Raw genomic sequence first — 20,192 nt, forward strand, 5'->3', positions numbered from 1 at the left:
ATTTTTATAAAAAGAGGAATTTATGATTTGTATCTAAGTTCTTCTTTTTTTCATTTAAATATTAAATATATTGATATAATTCTACAGAAAAATAGAAATTATTAAAAAACTTTTAAAAATTGGATTTCATAATAAATTTTTTGTATGCTATAATAAAACCATATATGACAAAACTGGCTAACTATTTTGATGAAAAAATTGAGAGGTGTTTATATGATCGAATTTAAGAATGTGAGTAAGCTTTATAATAATAACGTAAAAGCTTTGGTAGATGTTAACATAAAAATAGAAAATGGAGAATTCGTTTTCCTAGTTGGTCCTTCCGGTGCAGGTAAATCAACATTTATAAAAATGCTTATAAAAGAAGTAGATCCTACTAATGGCAAAATAATAGTTAATGGAACTGATTTATCAGCAGTTAAAAGAGCACAAGTACCATACTATAGAAGAAAAATTGGAATGGTTTTTCAAGACTTTAGACTTATTCCTACTCTAAATGTATATGAAAATGTTGCGTTTGCAATGAGAGTAGTTGAAGCATCTCAAAGAGAAATAAGAAGAAGAGTTCCAATGGTATTATCTTTAGTTGGATTATCGCACAAATACAAAATGTTCCCAAATGAACTTTCTGGTGGAGAACAACAGAGGGTTTCTTTGGCAAGGGCAATAGTAAATAATCCATCAGTGTTAATTGCAGATGAACCTACAGGGAATTTGGACCCAGAAACTTCTACAGAAATAATGAACTTATTAGATGACATAAACAGAGCGGGTACTACTATACTAATGGCTACACATGCTAAAGACATAGTTGATACCATGAAAAAGAGAGTTATAGCAATAGAAAAAGGTACGATAGCAAGAGACATCATGAAAGGTAGGTATGAAGATGAAATTAAGTAGTATAAAATATTTTATAGTGGATGCATTTAAAAGTATAAAAAGAAATTTAACTATTAGTATTGCATCAATGGCTACAGTTTTAGTTACATTACTTATATTTGGAGTTTTCTTGTTAACAGCATTGAACATAGGTAAAGGTGTAGCAGATATAGAATCTAAAGTTGAAATAATGGTAGTGCTTAAAGACGATGTTACAATGATGGATCAACGTGAAATTGAAATACAGTTAAAAAAAGAAACTGGAGTTAAAGATGTTGTATATGAATCTAAAGCAGAAGCTTTAGAAAAATTTAAAGGTCAATTAAATGAATATAAAGATTTACTTAATGGATATGATGATAAAAATAATCCACTTACCAATTCATTTTTAGTAAAACTAGAAAAACCAGAGTATGCTGAAGCAGTGGCTGATTCCGTATCTGATATGACTGGAGTAGAAAGCGTAGAAAATGATCAAGAATTGATTAATAAAATTGCTTCTTTTACAAAAGCTATAAGATGGGTAGGAGTGGTACTATTTATAATATTAGTTGGAGTATCATTATTCTTAATTATAAACACAATAAAGCTAACAGTATTCTCAAGAAGAAGAGAAGTTGGAATAATGAAGTTTGTTGGAGCTACAGATTGGTTTATTAGATGGCCTTTTATAATAGAAGGTGTAATTATAGGTTTATTAGGTGCTGTATTATCTAATATTGTTCTATATTCATCTTATAGTGTATTATTCTCTGTAATATCTAAACAACTTATTACTATGACATTGGTAGCTCCTAGTTACGTATTAACAGTGATGCTTGGAGAGTTTATAATAGGTGGAATATTAATTGGTGCATTTGGAAGTTTCATTGCTCTTAGAAAATTCTTAATAGTTTAACAAATATGGTATAATATTCTCTACATATGTTAATATATTTAAAGCAAGGATGTATGAAAGGAAGACAAAATATGAATAATAAATTTGTTGAAGTAAAAAGAAAATCAAAATTTCCTAAGATTTTGATAGCAGTAATAATTGCCTTGCTATTTCTAGGGAGTAATATTTTCTTCTTTTTCTTAGGGAATAGGCTAACATTAAATGGACTAGTAATTCCTTGGGGAAGAGGGGAAATAAGTGAATCACTTAAAGGAATAGACAATGTAGAGAAATTTAAAAAACTATTTTCAATTAGAGATGAGCTTTATTTAAAATATGATGGCGAAATCGATGAGGATAAATTAGTAGATGGAGCTATTAAAGGAATGACGGAATCATTAGGTGATCCCTACACAGTATATATGACAAAAGAAGAGGCTGAAAGTTTTAATAGTAAAATGCAAGGGAACTTCTCAGGAGTAGGGATACAACTTGACATAAAGGATGAAAATATAGTGGTTGTAACACCTATTGAAGGTTCTCCAGCAGAAAAAGCAGGTATCTTAAAGGGTGATGTTATATTAAAGGTTGACGGGAAAGACGTTTCATCTAAAGAGTATGACAAAGCTGTGGCTATGATCAGAGGGGAAAAAGGAACAGACGTTACCTTAACATTATATAGAGAAGATAAAGGCAATTTTGATATTAAACTAAAAAGAGATACTATAACAGTAAAATCTGTTGAAGGTGAGATGTTATCAAACGGAGTTGGATATGTTACAATAAGTTCTTTTGATGAACATACAGATAAAGAATTTTTAGATACCCTAAACAATTTAAAGGGCAAAGGAATGAAAGGTATAATATTAGACCTTAGAGGAAATCCAGGTGGATATATGCATACCGCAGTATCTGTAGCATCTCAATTTATTCAAAAAGATAAAGTAATAGTAGCAACAAAAGATAAGTATAATCAAGAAGAACATGCTTTATCACAAGGTGGTAGCTTCATTGGAACACCTCTAGTGGTGCTTATAGATAATGGAACAGCATCAGCTTCAGAAATTGTATCCGGAGCTTTTAAAGATTATAAAGTAGCGGATTTAGTTGGAACTAAAACTTTCGGAAAAGGTGTAGTTCAAAGACCTCTAGAATTAGATGATGGGACTTTATTAAAGGTAACAATTTCTAAGTGGTATACTCCTAATGGAAACAATATTCATAAAAGTGGAATTGAAGCTGATTATGAAGTGGAGTACCCAAAAGAATTGGCAACTGCAAAATATAATAGAAGTAAAGATCCTCAATTTGCTAAAGCTTTAGAGTTGATAACAGAAAAATTAAAATAGGAGGATTTAAGACTATGGATCTAACCTTATATACATTAAGATCCGTAGCATCTGCGATAATAGGACCATCAATAATAGTTGTTATATTATTAGGGGTAATGTTCTATATTAAAAATAAGAAGATATCATTTATGCAAAAAATGATAGTAGGGGAGAGTATTAACTCTCCCCTAGAACTTACTTTGTCACAAATAGTTTTAGGTATTTTTGCAGGTGCAATTGGAAGCTTATTATTAACTTACTTTGGTATAATGTTTAATGAAAATTCAAGGATAGAGTGGTTATTTTTAGTATCAATGTTATTGATGTTATATAAACCTAGATTCGTATGTTTTTCATATAGTGGAGCTATAATAGGAGCTTTAACATTAATTTTAACTTTTATATATGGAGATCAATCTCCAATAAAACTAGATATAGTACATTTAGTAATGTTTGTAGGAATTATTCATATAGTAGAAGGTTTTTTAGTTATTATTGATGGAAGCAGAGGCGCTATACCTGTATTTACTAATAAGAATGGTAAGATATTAGGTGGGTTTGCACTTAATAGATACTGGTCTTTGCCTATAGCTGTGTTAATAATAATGAATTCATCAGGAAGTTATATAGGAACACAAAGTGTAGGAACTCCTGATTGGTGGCCAATACTTAATCACAGCTATACACTAGATATTCTAAAGACTGCCATAATAGGGTTATTTCCCTATTATGGAGTTGTAGGATATTCATCTATTACTTTTTCCAGTACTAAAAGAGAGAAGACATTGTTGTCTGGTTCATTAATTTCTCTTTATGGCATTTTATTATGTGGTGTTGCATTGATAGCAGACCTTGGGATTACAGGAAGTATAGTTGCTTTAATATTTATGCCTCTAACCCATGAAGCAATGCTTAGGTTATCTAGCTACATAGAAGAAAAAAAGTCGCCTTTATATACCAGCGATGAAGAAGGAATATGTGTGCTTGAAGTAGCACCAAGATCACCTGCCTTTGATGTTGGTATCAAAAGTGGTGATAAGATACTTCTTATAAATGAAGAAATAATTAGCAATGAAGCTGAAATATATAAAATTGTTAAAGAAAGCTTCAATGATGTAAAATTAAAAGTGAAAAATATAAATGGGATAATATGTGACTATACATTAAAACCAGATATAAATAGAAGAATAGGGGTAGTGTTAGTTCCTAAAATGGTTAAGCAAGAAGATGCTATGCCTTTAGACAATGACTTTAGAAGTGTTTTAGAGAAGGTTAGAAATAGGAAAAACAATAAAGAATAAAGACTAATAAGAAATGTAAGCTAATCTAAAAATAAGTATTTATTTATGGGTTTAGCTTACATTTTTAATTAATGAGTAAATATTGACTAAGAGAGAATATAAATATAGAATATATTTAGGAACTTATGTTCGATGAGCAATTTAAGTTAGTTTTATTAAGGAGTAGGAGGGAAATATGGGTAACTTTAAAATAGAATCAAAATTTAAACCTACAGGCGACCAGCCTCAAGCTATAGCAAGTATTGTAAATTCCTTGAGAAATGGTGAAAGAGGGCAAACCTTATTAGGTGTAACTGGTTCTGGTAAAACTTTTACTATGGCAAATATAATTGAAGAAGTTCAGAAACCTACATTAATACTTGCACATAATAAAACACTTGCAGCTCAATTATGTGCTGAATTTAAAGAGTTTTTTCCAAACAATATTGTTGAATACTTTGTGTCATATTATGACTATTATCAGCCAGAAGCTTATGTAGCTCATACAGATACTTTTATTGAAAAAGATGCATCAATTAATGACGAAATAGATAAGTTGCGTCACTCAGCTACGTCAGCGTTACTAGAGCGAAGAGATGTAATAATTGTTGCTTCCGTATCTTGTATATACGGATTAGGTAACCCAGAAGAATATAAGAAGCTTACTATATCTTTAAGAGTTGGTATGGAAAAAGATAGAGATGAAATAATGAGAAGACTTATAGAAATTCAATATGAAAGAAATGATATAGACTTCGCTAGAGGTACATTCAGAGTTAGAGGAGATTCTTTAGACATAATACCAGCATCATCATCTAACAAAGGAATAAGAGTAGAATTTTTTGGAGATGAAATTGAAAAGATAAGAGAATTTGATGTTTTGACCGGTAAGATAATTGGGGATAGAAAACATGTATCTATATCTCCTGCATCCCACTTTGCTGCATCTAATGAAACTGTAGAAAAAGCTTTGGGAACCATAGAAGTTGAGTTAGAGGATAGACTTAAGGAACTAAATGCAGAAGGAAAACTTTTAGAGGCTCAAAGATTAAAACAAAGAACAAATTTTGATATAGAAATGATTAGAGAGATGGGGTATTGTACAGGAATAGAAAATTATTCTAGAATTCTAGATGGAAGGGCTCCAGGAACCTCGCCTCAAACTTTAATTGACTATTTCCCAGAGGATTTTCTGCTTTTTATAGATGAATCTCATGTAACTTTACCACAAGTTAGAGCAATGTATGCAGGAGATAGAAGTAGAAAAGAATCTTTGGTGGAATATGGATTCAGACTTCCTTGTGCATATGACAATAGACCACTGAAATTCCAAGAGTTTGAGAAAAAAATAAATCAGGTTGTTTTCGTATCTGCAACACCAGCAGTATACGAAATAGATAATTCTACGAATGTAGCAGAACAGGTAATTAGACCAACAGGACTTCTTGATCCTGTAATTGAAGTTAGGCCTGTAGAAGGACAGATCGATGATTTATACAGTCAGATAAAAAATACTGTAGATAAAGGATTTAGAGTGTTAGTAACCACATTAACTAAGAGAATGGCTGAAGATTTAACTAAGTATCTTAAAGATCTAGGAGTAAAAACAACTTATATGCATTCAGATATAGAAACAATTGAAAGAATGAAAATAATAAGAGATCTTAGATTAGGAGAAGAGGATGTTCTTGTAGGGATAAATCTATTAAGGGAAGGACTAGATATACCTGAAGTAGCTTTAGTAGCTATATTGGATGCCGACAAAGAGGGATTCCTTCGTTCTGAAACGTCACTAATTCAGACTATTGGTAGAGCAGCTAGAAATGCTGAATCAAAAGTTATAATGTATGCTGATAAAATAACTAATGCTATGGATAAAGCTATAAAGGAAACTGATAGAAGAAGAGAAATTCAAATTAAATATAATGAAGAGCATGGAATAACTCCTACAACAATAATTAAAGATGTAAGAGAAGTTATTGAAGCTACTAAGGTTGCTGAAGATAAAGAAGTGTACGGATTGTCTGAGTTAGTTACTGAAAGTATAGAAAATAAAGCAGAATTAATAAAGAAATATGAAGAAGAAATGATAGATGCAGCTAAAAATCTACAATTTGAAAGAGCAGCAGAATTAAGAGATAAAATAAAGAAGCTTAAAGATAAGAAATAAGGGTTATTGCACTATTAGATAGTGCAATAACCCTATTTAGTTGGACAGAGAAAAGTACTCATTAGCAGAAGCTTTATTTGGTAAAGAACCCTTAAATAATATAGATAATAATTTATATTTATCTACTAAAAAGTTGAATAATAAAGAAACTGATAAACTTACCAAAGTAAATCCTACCCAGCTAGTACTAGGGAAAATACTCAATAATAAATTCCCCACGGGTTTATGAAGATACATTATAATTAGTGAATTTTTACCGCAATAAGATAAAAACTTAATAATAGTTTTATTCTTCATATTATTACTAAAACTCAAAATTAAAATAGTAAAAGTTAAAGGATATATTAAATCTAAAATGGGATGTTTAAAAAAAGATTCTTTTATATTTAAATAATAGTAAAAATCCTTCTCAATGTTTAAATATAGTAAAATAATAGCAGATAAAGAGCATATAACTAAAGAATATACTGAGGATAGATATTTTAATATATTCTTACTATAAAAGCCTATAGCATAATAAGATAAACATATTGGCAATACATCTATTCCTAGAAAAAACCAGTATTTTTCATCTATGAGTGTTATAGTATCAGGTATAGTATTAATAGAATATACGTGTGCTAATAAATAACCGAGGAATATAAATAATATGATATAAATAGTCTTTAGATATCTTTGCATTTTAGTAAATACAAACCTAGTTAAGAATAAAATTGGAATAAACCAAAAAACTCCCCAAGCAGCTTTACCGCTATAAATATGACGTGAAAAATAGAGGATAAAGTTGTATAAAGAAATACTATCAGGAGAGATAATAAAGTCAAACATTATATCTATAACTGAAAAAATAATATAGGGAATATAAAAATTTAACAACTGAATTTTAAAGTCAATATTTTGTTTATGTAGAATGCCGCTAATTATAAAGAATGCAGGCATATGAAACCAATACATGTACGGAGCAAACTTGAAGGGGCTATGAGATAATACTACTGTTATGATTAATATACCTTTTGCTAAATCTAAATAAGTTATTCGTTTATTCATTATTCCTCCTAAAATGTGTATTTATTATTAATTTTAATAAAGTTTTGTTACAAATTTGTGACTAAATAATCTGAATTAGCATATTAAGTTAGATTAATAAATGAAATAGTGAACCAGTAAGTGATATTTATGATAAAATTATTAATTAGATATCAATAAAAATTTGGAGGGTTATATGGGATTTCATGTTAGAATGAAACAATACTCAGAGGACTTTACACAATCGGAACAAAAGATAAGTGAATATATATTAAAAAATCAGGAAGAGGTGGTTAATCTTTCTGCTCAAGAATTAGGAGAAAAAACAGGAACTTCTCCAGCATCAATTGTAAGATTCTCTAGAAAACTAGGATTTTCGGGGTTTGGAGAATTAAAAATTGAGATAGCTAAAACTACTAGTTCTGAAGAGGAAGAGTTAGATACTATTATTTCACCTAAAGATTCAGTATCAGACATAGCAGAAAAGGTTGTTAATAGAGCAGTTACTTCATTAAAAGAGACATATAGTTTAATAAATATTAAAGATTTAGAGGAATCTATTAATTTAATGAGAGAAGCTGAAACAATATATTTGTTTGGGATAGGAGCATCATCTTTAGTAGCTATGGATTTAATGTATAAACTAGTGAGGATAAATAAAAGGGTTATATTTAATATAGATAGTCATTTACAGCTAGCAGCGGTAGTACATATTACAAATAAAGATGTAGCTATAGGAATATCATATAGTGGGAAAACAAGAGAGGTAAATGAGGGGATAATAAGAGCTAAAGAAAAAGGAGCAAAAGTAATAAGTATAACTAATTGTAATAAGAATCCTCTTTCTAGCATAAGTGATATATCTTTAAACATACCTAATGAGGAAAGACAACTAAGGTTTGGAGCTATATCTTCTAGAATGGATCAATTAGCACTTATAGATATATTATTTTTAGGTGTAGCTATTGGGAATTTTGATAAAATTGAAGATATGCTAATGGAAACAAAGGAAATAGTCAAAAAATTGAAATAGGTCAAAAACATTTTCTATATTTTAGAAAATGTTTTTTTATTTCTATAAAAATAGGAATAAAATAAAACTTTATTTCATAAAATTAAAATAAATATTGAAATATTATTTCAAAAGTGTATAATAATAATTGAAGGTGAAAACATTTACGCGAGGTGATATTTTGAATGGAATTAATTTAAATAAACTAGTAACAGAAAGTAGAAATAAAAATACTAAAAATATAGACAAGCTGACGACTATAGAAATGCTTAAACTGATAAATAATGAGGATAAAAGTGTCCCATTAGCAGTTGAGAAAGAGATATATAATATAGCTAAATCTATAGATATTATAGCAGAAGCTGTTCAAAATGGAGGAAGATTAATTTATTGTGGAGCAGGAACATCAGGAAGACTAGGTGTGTTAGATGCATCTGAGTGTCCTCCTACTTATGGTGTTGATTCTAACTTGGTACATGCCTTTATTGCTGGAGGAAAAGAAGCAATGTTTAGTGCAATAGAAGGTGCAGAAGATTCAAAAGAACTTTGTGCAGAGGATTTGAAAGGTATAAATTTTTCAAACAAGGATGTTCTAGTAGGAATTGCTGCATCTGGAAGAACTCCTTATGTAATAGGCGGATTAGAATATGCTAAAAGCATACAAGCTACAACTGTTTCTTTAACTTGCAATCCTGATTCAGAGATTAGCAGCATAGCAGATATTGCTATAAGTCCTGTAGTAGGGCCTGAAGTAGTAACTGGATCAACTAGAATGAAAGCAGGTACAGCACAAAAATTAGTTTTAAACATGATATCAACAGGAGTAATGATTAAAATAGGCAAGGTATTTGGTAATCTAATGGTAGATGTAAAGGCAAGTAATGAAAAACTTATAGAAAGAGCAAAGAGAATAGTAGTAGAAGCTACTGGGGTGAGTAAAGAAGAGGCCTCAAGGGTATTAGAAAAAACTAAATATAATGTAAAATTATCTATATTCATGATTGTTTCTAATTTAGAAATAGAAAATGCTGAAATAATTTTAAATGAAAATTATGGATACATAGCTAAGGCTATTGAATCAATAAAAAAATAGATTTAGGAGGGATTTACATGAAAGTATTAATGGTATGTTCTGGAGGGATGTCATCAGCGATAGTTGTGAAAGCTGTAAAAGCTGAAGCAGATAGACAAAATTTTGAGTTAGATATTAAGGCTGTTGGAACAGGGGAATTTGAGGATGAGTTAGCTACTGGAGAGTATGATTTAGCTATAGTAGCTCCTCAAGTTAAACACAGATTTGAAACTTTTAAAAATCAAGCAACACAATATAATGTACCAATAGAACTTATAATACCTATGGGATATACACCTTTAGGGGCTCCAAAGACTCTAGAGCAAATTAAAAAACATAAAAAATAATTAATAAAGGAGAGAATAAAAATGCAGAAATTTTTAACGTGGATTGAAGAAAAGTTCATGCCACCTATGGCTAGGCTTGCTGAACAGAGGTATTTAAAGGCAATAAGAGACGGAATTATTTCAGCTTTATCACTTATCATAGTAGGATGTTTTTTCATTATCGTAGCTCAACCACCTATAGATTCATTAAAGACTTTAGTAGCACCTCATGTAGCCAATATAATGATTCCATACAGAATAACAATGGGACTAATGTCTATCTATGCAGTATACGGTATGGGGTATAGTTTAGCGAAATCATATAAACTAGATGGAATGAGTGGAGGAGTACTATCATTAGCAGGTTTTTTAATGATGACAGTTCCACTAAACATTGATGGAGTAATAAACAATGCTATTAAGGCAGGTGTAGAAGGTGCAGATAAAATAACTGCTCCAGGATGGATATTGCCTATGGGAAATTTAGGGGCAGCAGGAATGTTCACCGGAATAATCATGATGATATTCGGAGTTGAAACATTAAGAATATTAAAGAAACATAAGATAACTATAAAAATGCCTGATCAAGTTCCTGAATCTGTTGCAAGAAGTTTTGAAGCTCTGATTCCAGCAGCTGTTGTTATAATAGTATCTTGGGTAGTTAGAGTAGTATTAAGATTTGATTTAAATCAAGCAATTATAAATGTTTTTAAGCCAATAAATAATATAGTTGGAAATAGTTTAATTGGAGTAGTACTACCTGTTATATTAATAACTCTATTATGGTCAGCAGGCGTTCATGGAGTATCAATAATAGGATCTATATTGAGACCTATGTGGTTAATAATGTTAGAGCAAAATGCGTTAGACTTATCTAATGGAGTTGCATCAAATAAACTATCATATGTTGCACCTGAACAATTTTATCAATGGTTTGTTTGGATAGGGGGATCAGGAGCCACATTATCATTGTGCCTACTTCTAATATTCTCAAAATCAACTTACTTAAGGTCTGTCGGAAGATTTTCATTAATTCCAGGACTATTTAATATCAATGAACCTTTGATATTTGGTGTACCATTAGTTTTAAATCCATTATTAGCTATACCATTTATATTAGCACCAACTGTAATGACAATATTAAGTTATATAGCAGTTAAATCGGGAATGATATCAGGATTTGTAGTTAATGCTCCATGGACTCTACCAACACCTATAGGAGCATATCTAGCTACTGGTGGTGACTGGAAAGCACCAGTTCTAGTAATAATAAATATATTAATAGGTGTTGCAATATACTATCCATTCTTTAAATCATATGAAGCTAAACTTATTAAAGAAGAAAATGCTCAAGTTGACGGAGCTGTTCAAGTATAGTTAAATTATAAAATAATCATGGAGCTGTCGCATTAGCAGATAAAATTTATTAGCGACTGCTCCCTTTTTAGATTATGTTTTGATATGTAGTTTCCTTAGAAAATTTAAAGCTAAAGATATAAAAATGGCTATAATCCGCATAAACACTATATATAGTTATCTATATATATAGTTATATAGATAATGTTATATTTTTTATAGCAAAACAATAAAATTAGGAGGAGAAATAATGGAAGAAAAAATTTTTGAAATAATATTACACTGTGGTGACGCAAGAGGACATGCTTTTGATGCTTTAAAATTTGCAAGAGAAGGAAGGTTTGATGAGGCAGCGGATTCAATTAAAAAAAGTGAAGAAGAACTAAGGTTATCTCATAAGACTCAAACGGAGCTTATACAATCAGAAATAAATGGAGAAAAAGTTGAAATGAGCTTGTTAATGGTTCATGCACAAGATCAGCTTATGACAGCAATTTCAGAACAAAATTTGATAGTTCAAATGATAGAAATGTGTAAAGAAATAAAAGAATTAAAAAAATAAAAAATGGAGGTGTTTTTTATGATAAACACTTTTTTAAATATATTACTATTAATAGCTTTTGTAGCTATAACTGCAAAACTCACAAAATACATGATTGAAGTGAAAAAATGGAATTTGATGAAATATAGATGGTATATTGCTTTTATAGCTCCTTTTATAATAATAATTCCTACAGTGGCATTTGAAAATTTACCTAAATTTGTATTACAAATATCGGGATTTGTATTTGGCATGAGTTGTATAATATTCTTTGAGACAACAAGATTAATGATTGAGAAGAAGGAATTAAAAGGAGTAATCTATAATAACACTACCCCAAAATACAAAAAGAAAAAATAGTGAAGAAGGTTATGTCATGAAAAAAGAAAGCTATGTAGTGGGACTGATGTCAGGAACTTCTTTAGATGGTATTGATTCGGCATTAATAAATATAGTAGAAATAGATGGCAAAATAGAAGTAAAGCTAATAGATTTTATAAATGAGCCATTGGAAGAAGAACTAAAAGAAAAAATAAAAAGAGCCTTAAGTAAAGAAAGTTCTAATGTAGAACTCATATGCAGTTTAAATTTTGAATTAGGATATGCATTTAGTAATGCTGTAAAAAATTTGTGCAAAAAAGCAAATTTTGATATTGATAAGCTGGATATTATAGGATCACACGGTCAGACTATTTTTCATATTCCAAAAGCTTATGGAGAACATATAAAATCAACACTACAAATAGGAGAACCAGCAATTATAGCATATGAAACAGAAACCACAGTTATCTCTAATTTTAGAACTATGGATATGGCGGCTGGTGGTCAAGGAGCTCCTTTAGTTCCATATACGGAATATCTGCTTTATAGAGGAGATAAAAATAGAATCTTACAAAATATTGGGGGTATAGGGAATGCTACTGTATTACCGAGATATTGCAAATTAGAAGATGTCTATGCTTTTGATACTGGACCAGGAAATATGATAATTGATGAAGTTACTAAAAATTTAAAAGGAATACCATATGATAAAGATGGTTATTTTGCAAGCATTGGAAGTATAAAGCAAGACCTACTTAATGAACTAATGAGTATAGAATATATATCTATGAAACCACCTAAAACTACTGGAAGAGAGCTGTTTGGAAAACAATTAGTAGATTGTATTTTAAATAAATATGGGGATTTAAAGGCTGAAGATATAATAGCAACTATGACCATGTTTACCGCTAAATCTATAGCTTATAATTATAAAAAATTTATTTTTCCAAAACTAAAAATAGACGAAGTAATTTTAGGTGGAGGGGGAAGTTATAATAAAACCCTGATCAAAATGCTTAAAGAAGAACTTAAGGATGTTAAAGTATTAATACAAGAAGATTTAGGATTATCATCAGATGCAAAAGAGGCAGTGGCATTTGCCTTATTAGCTTATGAAACTGTTAATAGAAGGGCCGGAAATGTTTTGGGAGCTACAGGGGCAAGAAAAAGAGTTATACTTGGAAATATAACATTACCGCCTATAAAAAATAGAAGGAGATAGAGATATGAGAAAATTAGGAATTTCAATTTATCCTACACATGCAACATTAGAAGAAAATTTAGCTTATATAGATTTAGCTGCGAAATACAAGTTTAAGAGAGTTTTTACTTGTCTTTTATCTGTTGAGGGAGATAAAGAAAAGATTGTTGAAGAATTTAAAAAAACAATTGAGCATGCAAACAAATACAATATGGAGGTAATGGCTGACGTATCCCCTAGAGTGTTTGGAGACTTAAATATAAGTTATGAAGACCTAAGTTTTTTTAAGGAAATAGGAGCCTATGGAGTAAGGTTAGACATGGGTTTTACAGGGAACGAGGAATCCTTAATGACTTATAATCCCCAAGGATTAAAGATAGAATTAAATATGAGCTCAGGAACAAAGTATATAGAGAATATCCAATCTTATAAACCTAATATGAATAACATAATGGCTTGTCATAATTTTTATCCACATAGATATACAGGATTAAGTTATGATCATTTTATAAAGTGCTCAAAACAGTATAAAGAATTAGGAATAACTACAGCAGCATTTGTAAACTCCACTGAGGCTACATTTGGTCCTTGGCCAGTAAATGAAGGGTTATGTACTTTAGAAATTCATAGAGAAATGGGTATAGTAGCACAAGCTAAACATTTATGGGCTACTGGATTGATTGATGATATAATAATAGCTAACTGCTTTGCGTCAGAAGAGGAATTGAGGCAATTAAGCGAGATAGATCCGTATTGTTTATCATTTAATGTAGAAATAAATAAAGATGTACCTAATGTTGAAAGAAAAATTCTTTTAGAAGAATTGCATTTTAACAGAGGCGATGTTTCGGATTATGTTATTAGGAGCACACAAAGCAGAGTTAAGTTTAAGGGGCATGAATTTATTCCATTTAACACAATAGATATGAAAAAGGGAGATCTAGTTATAGAGACTTCTCTTTATGGACATTATGCAGGGGAACTGCATTTAGTAAAAAAAGAAATGAAAAACACAGGAAAATCTAATGTTGTGGGGAGAATAGTTCCAGAAGAACAATTTTTATTAGATTTTATTGAACCATGGCAAAAATTTAGATTAAAAGAGGTTAAGTAGAAACTGTTGCATTGCAGCAGTTTTTTTGTGGAAAAGTTATAGCTTTATATAGTTAAACAATTAAACAATTAAAACTTTATAACTTTTTATAAAGTTTTAATTGTTTAAAGTCCTAATAACCTAGAGATTCATTAATTACTATAACTTTTATTCTATTTTTTATAAATTGACCTGTTATTAGTACAAAATCATTACATATGCGATCTTTATGGTTACAGTCTATACATCTATCTAATTTAGTACAGGGAGTAGATTTCCCTAAACGTTTTGCATCTAAGGGGGCAGCTATTTGGCGAGTTCTTTTGATAGCACTATCTAGATTTTCAACTATTTTGTTAATACCAACCACAATAATTACTTGCTTAGGACCGTATAGCATAGGAGCAACGCGGCTTCCATTACCATCTATGTTGAAAATTTCTCCAGCTAGAGTAATAGCACTTGTACCAGTAATAAATGTATCAACATTAAAATTTTTTATATATAAATCACGTTTTTCTTCTTTTGATAAAGATGGATTAAATTTATCTAAAAATCTGTAATTGCCATTTCTTAAAAATTTAAAAATACCTGTATCTTCTAAAGTTATAGAATCACCTGAACCTACTGAAGACCCTTTGATTATTAATTCAGATATTAAATTTAATAGCTCTTCATTATTGTTTACAAAGTAGCCAGCCATATTATTTTTTTCAAGATTGGTTATTAATTTAGTAATACTTTGATTCATTTACTCACCTCTAAGACTTTTGAGAAATAGTATATCAAATAAATAAGAGAGCAGCAATATATAGAAATATATAAATATTTCTATAGAATAGATTGTTGACTAATGCACTTGAAAGATTTAAAATATAAATTATACGAACAGATGTTCAATAATATGTATGACAAATTTGAATTTACTCTGGAATTTAGGCAAAAATATTAGATAGGAATTTATAGAAGTATATTGATCAACAGGAGGATTAAATGAAGGATAAGATAATTATTAAAGGTGCAAAAGTTCACAATTTAAAGAACGTAAGTTTAGAAATTCCAAGGGATAAACTAGTGGTGTTTACTGGATTATCAGGCTCGGGGAAGTCTTCTTTAGCATTTGATACTCTTTATGCAGAAGGACAAAGAAGATATGTTGAATCCCTATCAGCTTACGCTAGGCAATTTTTAGGACAAATGAATAAACCAGATGTTGAATACATAGAGGGACTTTCTCCTGCTATATCAATTGACCAAAAGACTACATCAAAAAATCCACGTTCTACAGTTGGTACAGTTACAGAAATATATGATTATTTAAGACTGTTATATGCTAGAATAGGAACTCCGCATTGCCCTAAGTGCGGAAAAGAGATAACCCAGCAAACAGTGGATCAGATTGTAGATCATGTTATGGCAATGGGGGAAAAAACAAAGATACAAGTATTATCTCCTCTTGTTAGAGGTAGAAAAGGGACTCATGAAAAGATTTTAGATAGCATAAGAAAAAATGGCTTTGTGAGAGCAAGAATAGACGGAGAAATATACGAGATTACTGAAGAGGAAGTAAAGCTAGAAAAGAATAACAAACACAATATAGAAGCTGTTATAGATAGATTAGTTATAAAGTCAGATATAGAGAGAAGGTTAACTGATTCTCTAGAGATGGCATTAAAACTTAGCGGCGGCTTAGTAATAATCAATAAAGTTGGAGAAGAAGATGTATTGTTCTCAGAAAATTTTGCTTGTGCTGATTGTGGAATAAGTATAGATGAATTAGCACCTAGATTATTTTCTTTTAACTCTCCCTTTGGAAAATGTGACCACTGTGATGGTTTAGGAACTTTAATGGAAATAGATGAAGATTTAGTAATACCTAATAAGGAATTGTCTATAATGGAGGGAGCTATTGCCTCTTGGGGAGATGGAAGACTTAAGGAAGATGCATGGACTTTTGCAGTGTTAAATTCTTTAAGCAAAAAATATGGTTTTGATTTGAATACTCCTATAAAAGATCTTCCAAGAAACATAGTAGAGCTATTATTATATGGAACTAAGGGTGAGAGAGTTTCAGTAGATTATACAAAGGAAGGGATTAAAGGAACCTACAATCATGCGTTTGAGGGAGAAATTAATAATCTTAAAAGAAGATATAGAGATACTAACTCTGACCTTATTAAAGGTGAAGTAGAAAAGTTTATGAGCAATAATCATTGTCCTAAGTGTAAAGGACATAGGCTTAAGCCAGAAGCTTTAGCTGTAACTGTGGGAGAGAAAAATATAAGCGAATTCACAAGATTATCCGTAAATGATGAACTCAGTTATATAAATTCCTTGGAGTTATCAGAAAAAAATAAGGTAATAAGTGAACAAATTCTAAAAGAAATAAGAAGCAGACTAAGTTTCTTAAAGGATGTAGGATTAGATTATTTAGATTTAGCAAGAAACTCAGGAACTCTATCAGGAGGAGAAGCACAAAGAATAAGATTAGCAACTCAAATAGGATCATCTTTAATGGGAGTTTTATATATACTAGATGAACCTAGTATAGGACTTCATCAAAGAGATAATGACAGGCTGATTAAGACCTTAAAACACCTAAGAGATGTTGGAAATACGGTTATTGTAGTTGAACATGATGATGATACAATAAAAGAAGCTGATTTTGTTGTAGATATAGGACCAGGAGCTGGAGAACATGGTGGAAATATAGTAGCTGCTGGAACTTTAGATGTTATTAAGAATTGCAAAGAGTCTATAACAGGCCAATATTTAAGAAAAGAAAAAGTAGTAGAATTACCTAGTGAGAGAAGAACAGGAAATGGTAACTTCTTATCTATAAAAGGAGCAAAGGAAAACAATCTTAAAAATGTTAATGTAAAAATTCCATTAGGATTACTAACGATGGTTACTGGTGTATCCGGATCAGGAAAAAGTACCCTAGTTAATGAAGTTTTGTATAAAGGACTATATAAAATTATAAATAGAGCTAATATTGTTCCAGGTAAACATAAAGAAATAACAGGATATGAGGCTATAGATAAGATAATAGACATAGATCAAAGCCCAATAGGAAGAACACCACGTTCTAATCCAGCCACATATACTGGAGTTTTTGATATAATCCGTGAACTTTTCTCTCAAACTACTGAGGCAAAAATGAAGGGGTATAAACCAGGCAGATTTTCTTTTAATGTAAAGGGTGGAAGATGTGAGGCTTGCTCTGGAGACGGAATTATAAAAATAGAAATGCAATTTTTATCAGATGTTTATGTACCTTGCGAGGTTTGTAAAGGAAAAAGATATAATAGAGAGACTTTAGATGTAAAATATAAAGGTAAAAATATAGATGACATATTAAATATGACAGTGGAAGAAGGATTAAAATTCTTCGAGAATCTACCAAGAATTAAGAATAAACTTGAAACCTTGTATGATGTAGGTCTAGGATACATAAGATTAGGTCAACCATCAACACAACTTTCTGGTGGAGAAGCTCAAAGAATAAAATTAGCCTATGAACTTTCAAAAAGAAGTACAGGGAAAACCTTATATATTCTTGATGAACCAACAACAGGTTTACATATAGATGATGTTAATAGATTAACTCAGATAATTAGAAGACTTGTTGAAGCTGGAAATTCTGTAGTAGTAATTGAACATAATTTAGATATGATTAAATGTGCGGATTATATTATAGATTTAGGTCCAGAAGGTGGAGATGGAGGTGGCACTATAGTAGCTACAGGAACTCCAGAAGAAATTATTAAGGTTGAAAGTTCATTCACTGGTAAATATCTTAAAAAATATTTAGAATAAGATCAGGTGTAACTTGATTGAGTTGGGGTATCCATAAGGTGTCATAAGTTGACTAGTGGGTACCCTAAAATAATATATAATTTTATAGGAATTTCTTAAGATTACCTGAAAAATGCAATATTTGTAGTTTTTTTGTTGTATAATCATTAATGTACTAGTGAGACAATATAAATAAGAGTATGAAATAATAATTGAGGTGAGTACATGAGTTTTCAGAAATTGATAGGAGTGGTCTTTGCAATTTTATTTATTGTGGTATTATACATAATTATTTACTACGCGCTTAAAATTATGTACAAAGATGTAAAAGGCGGAAATAGAACAAAGGGTTCATCTAATAAAGAAAAATTAGCCTATGGGTTAGAAGTTGTTAATGAAGGACAAAACTCTAATCTAAAGAAAGGCTCTCTTATACATGTTAGAAATACTGTGACAATAGGAAGAAAAGAGGATAATTCTATTATTTTATCTGATACCTTTGTTTCAGGTAACCATGCTAAGTTATATGTGAGAAATAATGAGTTTTATTTAGAGGACTTAGATAGTACTAACGGAACTTATATTAATAATCAAAAACTACAAGGAAGAATGAAGTTAAAGATGAATGATGAAATAAAAATAGGTACAGTAGTATTTAAAGTGATGTAACTGGGGTGAAAAAATGAAGACTTTAAAGGATGAAAGAAAACTTTTAGCAGTAGTATACTTTTTAACCATAGCACTTTTCGTTAATCTAGCACTCCTTAAAGATCCTATAGATATAGGAGCTTTAATTATGGGAGGAGTATTAATTATACTTATAGGGTTTTCTCACTTTGTTATAAGAAAATACTATCCAGATGGAGATAAGTTTATACTTATATTTGCAGCTGTTTTAGCAGTAATAGGAATAGCAGTTTTATATAGATTAGATGAAAAAGTTGCTATAAAGCAAATTATATGGTTTATAGCAGGAATAACAGCTTATATTCTTATAATAGTATTACTTCCAGACCTAAAAACTTTTAATAGATATAGATACTATTTTTTAGCGGCTACGGCTCTGTTTATGCCTATGGCCTTACTTATCGGTAAAGAACAATATGGAGCAAAAAACTGGGTGCTATTTGGAGGTTTTGGATTTCAACCATCAGAATTCGGAAAGATATTTTTAGTTCTCTACCTGGCTTCGGCTTTAAGAAATTATGAAGACAAGAAGAATTTAATGGGAGACTTTAAACAACTTGTGGAGCCAGCAGCAGTAGTTATGGCATCCATAGGATGTATGGTTTTACAGAGAGATTTAGGTTCTGCCTTAATTTTCTTTGGAATTTCAGTAACTATATTATATATAGCTACAGCTAAAGGGAAATACGTATTTATGAGCTTAGGGCTATTTTCTGTAGGATCAGTAGTAGCTTATGGATTATTTTCTCATGTAAGAAATAGAGTTCTTATATGGAAGGATTTATGGGCATATGCTAATAACGAAAGTTATCAAATAGTTCAAGGGCTTTATTCTATATCATCAGGTGGTATGGTAGGAACAGGACTAGGGCAAGGGTATCCAGGATTCATTCCAGTAAATACAACGGACTTTATATTTGCAGTTATTTGCGAAGAAATGGGAATGGTATTTGGGATAGGTATATTAATGCTTTACTTCCTTTTATTTTATAGAGGTATGAGAAGTGCACTTAAGGTTGAAGATAGATTTTCTCAACTGATTTCAGTTGGATTTTCAGCAATGATTGCAGCTCAAGTTTTAGTAATTATAGGTGGAGTATTTGCCGTTATTCCATTGACTGGTATAACGCTTCCTCTTATAAGTTATGGTGGAACTTCTATGCTAACAATGTTTTTTGCACTTGGAATTATGCAAAAGATATCAGAGGAGGGTTAAAGT

The 20,192-nt window shown here is 30.5% G+C and carries 18 protein-coding genes; 16 read left to right on the forward strand and 2 right to left on the reverse strand.

All coding sequences use genetic code 11. The annotated features are described in order from the left end of the window. Window positions 1-213 precede the first annotated feature (213 nt). From ftsE to uvrB, 5 genes are all read left to right on the forward strand, one after another. Window positions 214-903: a cell division ATP-binding protein FtsE gene (ftsE, locus tag P8F83_RS21215; RefSeq protein WP_021803535.1), complete on the forward strand. Its 690-nt coding sequence runs from the start codon at window positions 214-216 to the stop codon at window positions 901-903. Continuing rightward, window positions 890-1,780 carry a permease-like cell division protein FtsX gene (ftsX, locus tag P8F83_RS21220; protein WP_326512565.1) on the forward strand — a complete coding sequence of 297 codons (891 nt, stop codon included), beginning with the start codon at window positions 890-892 and terminating at the stop codon, window positions 1,778-1,780. Before ftsE ends, ftsX begins: the two co-directional genes overlap by 14 nt. A 71-nt stretch (window positions 1,781-1,851) precedes the next feature. After that, a complete protein-coding gene (locus P8F83_RS21225; RefSeq protein ID WP_073019179.1) occupies window positions 1,852-3,108 on the forward strand; it encodes a S41 family peptidase in 1,257 nt (418 codons plus the stop codon). Window positions 3,109-3,122: 14 nt separating this feature from the next. Next, the gene (locus tag P8F83_RS21230) at window positions 3,123-4,391 is read left to right on the forward strand and encodes a signal protein PDZ (RefSeq protein WP_326512566.1); all 1,269 of its coding nucleotides are present in this window, start codon (window positions 3,123-3,125) and stop codon (window positions 4,389-4,391) included. A gap of 175 nt (window positions 4,392-4,566) precedes the next feature. After that, on the forward strand, window positions 4,567-6,540 hold the full coding sequence (gene uvrB / locus P8F83_RS21235) for an excinuclease ABC subunit UvrB (protein ID WP_326512567.1): 1,974 nt from the start codon (window positions 4,567-4,569) through the stop codon (window positions 6,538-6,540). A gap of 36 nt (window positions 6,541-6,576) precedes the next feature. Here uvrB and P8F83_RS21240 read toward each other — a convergent pair whose 3' ends face one another. Further along, window positions 6,577-7,587 (reverse strand): acyltransferase family protein, encoded by a 1,011-nt coding sequence (locus P8F83_RS21240; protein WP_326512568.1) that lies wholly within the window; start codon window positions 7,585-7,587, stop codon window positions 6,577-6,579. A 175-nt stretch (window positions 7,588-7,762) separates the two neighbouring features. On the opposite strand from P8F83_RS21240, the gene P8F83_RS21245 reads away from it, so the two are divergent. The 8 genes from P8F83_RS21245 to P8F83_RS21280 all read left to right on the forward strand — a co-directional run bounded on the left by P8F83_RS21245 (window position 7,763) and on the right by P8F83_RS21280 (window position 14,509). Next, the gene (locus P8F83_RS21245) at window positions 7,763-8,599 is read left to right on the forward strand and encodes a MurR/RpiR family transcriptional regulator (protein ID WP_326512569.1); all 837 of its coding nucleotides are present in this window, start codon (window positions 7,763-7,765) and stop codon (window positions 8,597-8,599) included. A 160-nt stretch (window positions 8,600-8,759) separates the two neighbouring features. Beyond that, on the forward strand, window positions 8,760-9,671 hold the full coding sequence (gene murQ / locus P8F83_RS21250; protein ID WP_326512570.1) for an N-acetylmuramic acid 6-phosphate etherase: 912 nt from the start codon (window positions 8,760-8,762) through the stop codon (window positions 9,669-9,671). 17 nt (window positions 9,672-9,688) lie between these two features. Continuing rightward, window positions 9,689-9,997 carry a PTS sugar transporter subunit IIB gene (locus tag P8F83_RS21255; RefSeq protein ID WP_326512571.1) on the forward strand — a complete coding sequence of 103 codons (309 nt, stop codon included), beginning with the start codon at window positions 9,689-9,691 and terminating at the stop codon, window positions 9,995-9,997. Between the two features lie 21 nt (window positions 9,998-10,018). Continuing rightward, window positions 10,019-11,353 (forward strand): PTS sugar transporter subunit IIC, encoded by a 1,335-nt coding sequence (locus P8F83_RS21260; RefSeq protein ID WP_326512572.1) that lies wholly within the window; start codon window positions 10,019-10,021, stop codon window positions 11,351-11,353. A 229-nt stretch (window positions 11,354-11,582) separates the two neighbouring features. Beyond that, on the forward strand, window positions 11,583-11,894 hold the full coding sequence (locus P8F83_RS21265) for a PTS lactose/cellobiose transporter subunit IIA (protein ID WP_326512573.1): 312 nt from the start codon (window positions 11,583-11,585) through the stop codon (window positions 11,892-11,894). Window positions 11,895-11,912: 18 nt separating this feature from the next. Then, entirely contained in the window at window positions 11,913-12,233 is a 321-nt protein-coding gene (locus tag P8F83_RS21270) for a hypothetical protein (RefSeq protein ID WP_326512574.1), read from the forward strand. Window positions 12,234-12,249: 16 nt separating this feature from the next. Beyond that, window positions 12,250-13,416, forward strand: a complete 1,167-nt coding sequence (gene anmK / locus P8F83_RS21275; RefSeq protein WP_326512575.1) for an anhydro-N-acetylmuramic acid kinase AnmK — start codon at window positions 12,250-12,252, stop codon at window positions 13,414-13,416. Between the two features lie 4 nt (window positions 13,417-13,420). After that, the gene (locus P8F83_RS21280) at window positions 13,421-14,509 is read left to right on the forward strand and encodes a DUF871 domain-containing protein (protein WP_326512576.1); all 1,089 of its coding nucleotides are present in this window, start codon (window positions 13,421-13,423) and stop codon (window positions 14,507-14,509) included. 112 nt (window positions 14,510-14,621) lie between these two features. Here P8F83_RS21280 and P8F83_RS21285 read toward each other — a convergent pair whose 3' ends face one another. Further along, window positions 14,622-15,239 (reverse strand): lactate utilization protein, encoded by a 618-nt coding sequence (locus tag P8F83_RS21285; protein WP_326512577.1) that lies wholly within the window; start codon window positions 15,237-15,239, stop codon window positions 14,622-14,624. 242 nt (window positions 15,240-15,481) lie between these two features. Here P8F83_RS21285 and uvrA point away from each other — a divergent pair, with 242 nt between their 5' ends. The 3 genes from uvrA to P8F83_RS21300 all read left to right on the forward strand — a co-directional run bounded on the left by uvrA (window position 15,482) and on the right by P8F83_RS21300 (window position 20,189). Then, window positions 15,482-18,307 carry an excinuclease ABC subunit UvrA gene (gene uvrA, locus P8F83_RS21290; RefSeq protein ID WP_326512578.1) on the forward strand — a complete coding sequence of 942 codons (2,826 nt, stop codon included), beginning with the start codon at window positions 15,482-15,484 and terminating at the stop codon, window positions 18,305-18,307. Window positions 18,308-18,511: 204 nt separating this feature from the next. Next, on the forward strand, window positions 18,512-18,955 hold the full coding sequence (locus tag P8F83_RS21295; RefSeq protein ID WP_326512579.1) for an FHA domain-containing protein: 444 nt from the start codon (window positions 18,512-18,514) through the stop codon (window positions 18,953-18,955). 13 nt (window positions 18,956-18,968) lie between these two features. Then, window positions 18,969-20,189, forward strand: coding sequence for an FtsW/RodA/SpoVE family cell cycle protein (locus P8F83_RS21300; protein WP_326512580.1), 1,221 nt, complete (start codon window positions 18,969-18,971; stop codon window positions 20,187-20,189). Window positions 20,190-20,192: the final 3 nt, after the last annotated feature.

The organism is Clostridium intestinale (genome assembly GCF_035905475.1).
Taxonomy (GTDB): Bacteria; Bacillota; Clostridia; order Clostridiales; family Clostridiaceae; genus Clostridium_T; species Clostridium_T intestinale.